Below are 6,325 nucleotides of genomic sequence, written 5' to 3' on the forward strand. Positions count from 1 at the left end.
GGTGGGGTAGAACCGCGCCGAAGGCGCGGAAAACCCCCACCCGGGGGGCACCCGGAAAGCAAACGGGCGCCCGTCCGGTCAGAACCTGTGGCTGAGCTCGTCGTAGACGCTGAGCACGTGCGCCACCGTGTCGTCCTCCGACGGCCACGCCGCGACCCGTGCCCGCCCCGCCGTGACGAGGTTCGCGCACCGCATCGGGTCCGCCAGCAGGCGGGAGACCGCGTCGGCCAGTGCCACGGCGTCCCCGTACGGGACGAGTTCCGCCGCGTCCCCGACGAAATCGGGGACGCCCCCCACCGACGTGGCGACCAGGGGGACCCCCGCCAGCAGCGCCTCCTGGGCCAGCAGGGACCTGCCCTCCCAGCGGCTGGGCAGGATCGCCACGTCCGCCGCGGCCAGCAGCTCCGGGACGTCGTCCCGCCGCCCCACCAGGAGCACCGGAAGTTCCTCTTCGGTGATGCGCCGCTGCAAGGCGGAACGTTCGCCGCCCTCGCCCGCCATGATGAGCAGCGGCTCGGGGTCGAGGTCCCGCCAGAGGCGGGCGGCGTCCAGGAGGGGGCCGTGGCCCTGGTCCGGCTCCAGGCGGCCGACGGTGACGAGCAGGGGGCGGGCCACCGCGCCCAGTTCGGCGCGGGCCTTGAACCGCAGGTAGTCGTCGTCCTCCGTCGGCGGCGGCGCCCGGCGTGGCGCCGGGAGCGCCACCGGTGCGAGCCGGGCGTCGCGCGCGCCGCGGCGGCGGGCCCGGTCGACCAGGTCGGGGGTGGCGCCCAGCAGGACGGCCGCCGCCCGCGCCGCCTGTCGTTCCATCAGCCGCAGGAGGAACCCCTCTGTGCGGGTGCGCGCGTGCCAGGTGACCACCAGTGGCGTGGGCCGCCCGCGCAGGGCCAGCGCCGCGAGCGTCCCGGAGCGCAGCCCGTGCGCGTGCACCACGTCGGCGCCCTCGCTCGCGGCGCGGATTCCCGCCACCGCCTGGGCGCTCGCCTCCGGGTCGAGCGGGGAGAAGGCCGCTCCGGAGCCGGTGAACTCATAGCGTTCCCCCGTCGCCGGCGGCCCGCACACCGTCACCCGCAGGCCGCGCGCCACGAGGCCGCCCGCCAGCGACCGCACGTGCGCCCCGCTCCCCGCGCTTCCGCTGCCCAGGACCTGTACGGCGTGCAGCGGCGGCCGCCCGTGCGAGGGAACGGGTGTGCTACTCACGCGGGGGAAGCTCCTGGGTCGACGTCGGGCGGGGCGTACGGCGAGGTGCTCAGGCCAGGATGCCAGTCCCCGCCGGCATCCCGGCACCACTGGCACGAGGTCGGCCCGTCCCACCTCGCCCGTAGTTCCCCGGATTCACCCGCTTTGGGGATTCCGTGCGTCGGCGGCGATGGTCGCGGCCACCAGTACGGCTGCGTGCAGGGCCAGCCCCGTACGGCCGTTGGCGCCCACCACGGCCAGGCCCAGCCCCGCGCCGAGGGCGTGGGCCCCGGTGTCGCCCAGCATCGTGCGCCCGGCCGCGTCGTCGGCCAGCAGGGCCGCCGCCGCGCCCACGGGGGCGGCGGCCAGGGCGGCGCCGGTGCCGCCGCGCGCCAGCCCGCCCGCGCCGAGCGCCAGCACCGCGCCGGCGGCCCGGGCGGGGCGGACGTCCAACAGGTTGACCGCGTGGGCCGACCCGGCGATCACCACCCCGGCCAGCAGCTTGTCGACGGGCCGGTCCTTGAGCACCGCACCGGCGGCGAGGCCCGCCGCGCCGATGCCCAGGAGCTTGACCGCCCCGCCGGTGACCTCGCCCCGGCGCAGCGCCGACAGGTGGGTCCGGAAGCCGCGCCGGTCGTCCCCGGCGGCGTCGTCGTACGCCCCGCAGGCCCCGGCCGCGAGCACGGTCAGCGCGCCGGCCCACCGGTGCCGGGCCGGCAGGGCGCGGGCGGTGGCGGTGGCCACCGCTGTGCCGAGCGCGGCCGCCGGTCCGGCGCAGAGGGTGACGGTGCGGCCGGCGTGGTTGGTCCGGTTCCACAAGGTGTCCCCGCCGGGGCGGGTGCGGCGCAGCGTCTCGTACGTTCCTCGGGCCACCGTCGCGGCCGTGGCCAGGGTGGTCAGGGGCCTCTTCATGAGAGGAGGCCGTGGAGGGACTTCGCGAACCGGTCGACGAAGGCGTCGCGGGTCGCGTCGTCGAGGAGGTCCAGGGAGAGGTAGGGGTTGAGGTCCTCCAGCTCGACGAGGAGGAGACCGCCTTCGGGCGTACGGCAGGCGTCGACGCGCTGGATGCCGTGCTCGATCTCGTTCCAGGCGATGAAGCGCCGGGCGAAGTCCAGGTCCCCGGCCGTGGGCTCGTAGCGCTCCAGGGCCCACCGGCGGTCGGGGTCGGGCGCGTACAGGGCGTACTGGAAGTCGTGGTCGACGAAGTAGAACGACACTTCGTAGCGGAAGTCGATGCGCGGCTGGGCGAGGACGTCGCCGGTCAGCTCGGCCGGCTCGACGCGGGGGACGAGGCGCAGCCCTATGGAGTCCGCGCCCGCCTTGGGCTTGAGCACGTACCCGGCGGCCTCGGGGAGGCGGTGGAGGTCCTCGGCGCGGTCGACGGTCGGGATGACCGGGTACCCGGCGGCGGTCAGGTCGAGCAGGTACCGCTTGCCCCGCATGTCGGCCTTGCCGGTCAGCTGGTTGTGGACGGGCTTGCCGGTCTCCAGCGCGCGGGCGCGGAAGGCGTCGTACTGCTCCTGGTGGGTCAGCACGGGACCGCTGTTGCGGACGACGACCGCGTCGAAGGCGTCCATGAGGGCGACCGCGTCCCCGGGGTGGCACAGCGCGATGTCGAAGTCCGCGCGGAGCCGGGAGGTGAGGTGGATGTCCTCGTCGCAGTACCGCCTTCCCTTGGCCGGGTAGGCGAGGTCGGTGACGTAGAGGACGCGGGGCCGGGCGGACATGGCTCTCCTGATGATCGTTCCGATCCGGCCAACCTACCCGGCCCCGGCGCTCAGCCGCCCGCCCGGGCCGCCTGGAGCAGCTCCTCCGCGTGTGCCCGGGCCAGCTGGGAGTCCTCCTGGCCGGCCAGCATCCGGGAGAGCTCGCGGATGCGGTCCTCGCCCTCCATGGCCTTCACCCCGCTGCGGGTGACGGCGCCGTCGTGGGTCTTCTCCACGACGAGGTGGCGGTCGGCGAACGCGGCCACCTGCGGCAGGTGGGTGACGACCACGACCTGGGCGGTGCGCGCGAGTTTGGCCAGCCGCCGGCCGACCTCGACGGCGGCCTTGCCGCCGACACCGGCGTCGACCTCGTCGAAGAGGTACGTCGGCACGGGGTCGGAGCCCGCGAAGACGACCTCGACGGCGAGCATCACCCGGGAGAGCTCACCGCCGGAGGCACCCTTGGCGATGGGGCGCGGCTGGGCGCCGGGGTGGGGGGCCAGCAGGAGTTCGACCTCGTCGGCGCCGTGCGGGCCGTAGGCGACGGTGCGGCCGTCCACCTCGATGCCCGCCTCGGTCTCGTTCTGGCGGATGGCGAAGGTCACCCGGGCGTGCGGCATGGCGAGCGAGGCGAGCTCGGCGGTGACCGCGTCGGCGAATCGCTTCGCCGCCTCGTTACGGGCGTCGGTCAGCTCCTGGGCGAGCCCGCCGAGTTCGGCGCGGAGCGCGTCGTGCTCGTCGGTGAGCTCGCCGATGCGGTCGTCGTCGCCGTCGAGCTCGGCGAGCCGGGCGGCGCTCGCCCGGGCCCAGGCCAGGACCCCGGCGATGTCCTCGCCGTACTTGCGGGTGAGGTGGGCGAGCGAGGCGCGGCGCTCCTCGACGGCGGCGAGGCGGCGGGGGTCGGCGTCCAGGCCGGAGGCGTACGAGGCGAGCTCGCCCGCCACGTCGGCGAGGAGGATGCCGAGCTCGCCGAGCCGGTCGGCGAGCGCGGCGAGGGCCGGGTCGTGGGAGCGCACGGCGGCCAGCGCCCGGTGGGCGCCCGCGACGAGGGTGCCGGCGTCGACGCCCTCGGGGTCCTCGGGGTCGCCCGCGAGCGCGGCGTGCGCGACGGTGGCGGCGGAGGCGAGGGACTCGGCGTGGCCGAGCCGCTCGGCCTCGGCGGCGAGCTCGGCGTCCTCGCCGGGCAGGGGCTCGGTCGCGGCGACCTCGTCGAGCCCGAAGCGCAGCAGGTCGGCCTCCTGGGCGCGCTCCCGCGCCCGCTCGGTGAGCTCGCTCAGCTCGGCGGCGACGGCCCGCAGCCGGCGGTAGGCGTCCGCGTACCCGGCCAGCGGCACGGCGACCGCGTCACCGGCGTACCGGTCGAGGGCCTGCCGCTGCCGGGCGGGCCGCAGCAGCCCCTGCTGGTCGGTCTGCCCGTGCACGGCCACCAGGTCGTCGGCCAGCTCGCCCAGCAGGCCCACGGGCACGCTCCGGCCGCCGAGGTGGGCGCGGGAGCGCCCCTCGGCGGACAGGGTGCGGCTGACGAGCAGCGTGCCGTCGTCCAGCTCGGCGCCGGCCTCCTCGGCCCGTACGGCCGCGGGCGACCGGCCGTCGAGGGCGAGCCGCCCCTCGACCACGGCCGCCTTGGCGCCCACCCGCACCAGCGCGGGGTCGGCGCGCCCGCCGAGCAGCAGCCCGAGACTGGTGACGACCATGGTCTTGCCGGCACCGGTCTCGCCGGTCACCGCCGTGAAACCGGGCGCCAGCTCGACCACGGCGTCGTCAATGACGCCCAAGGACCGGATCCGCATCTCCTCCAACACGGATACGACCATACGAGGTTCCGGGGCCGGCTCGCGACGGCCTCCCCCATCGATCGCCCGGGGGAGAACCCCACCACCGATCCGGGTGACGGCACCATGGGCACGGGAACCCTTGCGGCGTCAGGCTTACAACATGATCAAAAGCGTCTCCGTCGCTCTCCTGGCCTCGTCCGTGGTCCTCACCGCCGCGCCGGCCGCGACCGCCCGTCCCGCCGCCTCCCTCGACGGGGTGTGGCGGACGGACGGCTACGGCACGGTCGTCTCGATCGAGGACGGGGGCCGGCTGATGCGCGAGTACGAGACGACGTCCGTCGGCTGTCTGCCCGGCGAGGTCACCGCGCTCGGGGAGGCCACCGCCACGGTCGCCCCCGACGGCCCGGGCCGGGCCCGGCTGAGCTATGCGAGCAGCGTCGGCCACCGCCTCCTGCGACGCCTCCCGGCGCTACCGGACTCGTGCCGCGACGCGCACCCGGCGAAGGACCCCCGGGCGGTCTTCGACACCTTCTGGCGGACATACGCGGAGAACTACCCCTTCTTCGCCATGAAGCACATCGACTGGCAGGCCGTCCGCGACCGCTACCGGCCCATGGTCACCGGCCGGACCACCGACCAGGAGCTGTTCGGCATCCTGCGGGCGATGATCGAGCCGCTGCACGACGGCCACACCTACCTGGTCAAGGGCGAGGGCCCGGAGGACCGCTTCGGGGGGCACCGCGCGGACACCCCGTTCCCCTCGGGCGAACTGATCCGCCGCATCGACACGTCGATCGCCCACAGCGTCGGGGAGGACCGCCTCCAGCGCTGGGGCAAGGGCAAGATCTCCTTCGCCGAGCTCCCGGACGGCATCGGCTACCTCCGCCTGACCGGCTTCCTGAACTACACCGACGACGAGACCTTCGGAGCGGACCGCGCCGAGCTCGACCGCGCCCTGGACGCCGTCCTCACCCGCGAGCGGACCACCGGCCCGAAGGCCCTGCGCGGCCTCGTCCTCGACCTCCGCTTCAACGGCGGCGGCTCGGACCGGCTCGGCCTCCACGTGGCCGAACGGCTGACGGACCGGCCGTACACGGCGTACGTGAAGCGGGCGCGCGACGACGCGAAGGACCCCCGGAAGTTCACCCCGGCCGAACCGGTCCGGGTGCTCCCGCACCGGGGCGGACCGGTCTACACCGGCCCGCTGGCCGTCCTCACCGGCCGCCTGACGATCAGCGCGGGCGAAACCACGACCCAGGCCCTCATGGGCCGCCCCTCCCGTCCCACGCACATCGGCGCGAACACGAACGGCTCGTTCTCCGACGTCATGGAACGACGGCTGCCGAACGGCTGGACGTTCGGGCTCCCGAACGAGGAGTTCCGCGACCCGCGGACGGGTGTGTCGTACGACGGGGAGGGCATCGCGCCGGACGTCCGTACGCCCGTCTTCACGGACGACGAACTGGCCTCGGGCCGCGACTCCGCCCTCGCGGAGGCCAGGCGGCGCCTGTCGCATTCCGGCTGACCGCCGGTGGGGGTGCCGCGCGACCCGGAACTCAGTGCGGCGCCCCCCGCCACCCCGCCACGGGAAGGGCGAACTTCGCGACCAGACGGTCCGTGAACGACGCGTGGTGCAGCCGCGCCAGCCGCACCGGCACCGCCCCCCGC

5 protein-coding genes and 1 pseudogene are annotated in these 6,325 nt (G+C 75.6%); 1 reads left to right on the plus strand and 5 read right to left on the minus strand.

Going from position 1 to position 6,325, the window contains the following annotated elements; genetic code table 11:
- Positions 1–78 precede the first annotated feature (78 nt).
- The 4 genes from K6I33_RS29950 to recN all read right to left on the minus strand — a co-directional run bounded on the left by K6I33_RS29950 (position 79) and on the right by recN (position 4,696).
- On the minus strand, positions 79–1,197 hold the full coding sequence (locus K6I33_RS29950; RefSeq protein ID WP_229357683.1) for a glycosyltransferase family 4 protein: 1,119 nt from the start codon (positions 1,195–1,197) through the stop codon (positions 79–81).
- 135 nt (positions 1,198–1,332) lie between these two features.
- Complete coding sequence (locus K6I33_RS29955; protein WP_229357684.1) at positions 1,333–2,088, minus strand: hypothetical protein; 756 nt, start codon at positions 2,086–2,088, stop codon at positions 1,333–1,335.
- Positions 2,085–2,903 (minus strand): hypothetical protein, encoded by an 819-nt coding sequence (locus K6I33_RS29960; protein ID WP_229357685.1) that lies wholly within the window; start codon positions 2,901–2,903, stop codon positions 2,085–2,087. Before K6I33_RS29960 ends, K6I33_RS29955 begins: the two co-directional genes overlap by 4 nt.
- Before the next feature lie 50 nt (positions 2,904–2,953).
- Positions 2,954–4,696: a DNA repair protein RecN gene (recN, locus tag K6I33_RS29965; protein ID WP_229357686.1), complete on the minus strand. Its 1,743-nt coding sequence runs from the start codon at positions 4,694–4,696 to the stop codon at positions 2,954–2,956.
- 121 nt (positions 4,697–4,817) lie between these two features.
- Here recN and K6I33_RS29970 point away from each other — a divergent pair, with 121 nt between their 5' ends.
- Positions 4,818–6,182: a S41 family peptidase gene (locus tag K6I33_RS29970; protein WP_238492221.1), complete on the plus strand. Its 1,365-nt coding sequence runs from the start codon at positions 4,818–4,820 to the stop codon at positions 6,180–6,182.
- 31 nt (positions 6,183–6,213) lie between these two features.
- On the opposite strand, the pseudogene ppnK reads toward K6I33_RS29970, so the two are convergent.
- Positions 6,214–6,325: pseudogene (gene ppnK / locus K6I33_RS29975) on the minus strand (NAD(+) kinase); the annotation flags it as partial.

The sequence above is a fragment of the Streptomyces sp. UNOB3_S3 genome, from assembly GCF_020740895.1.
Classification (GTDB): domain Bacteria; phylum Actinomycetota; class Actinomycetes; order Streptomycetales; family Streptomycetaceae; genus Streptomyces.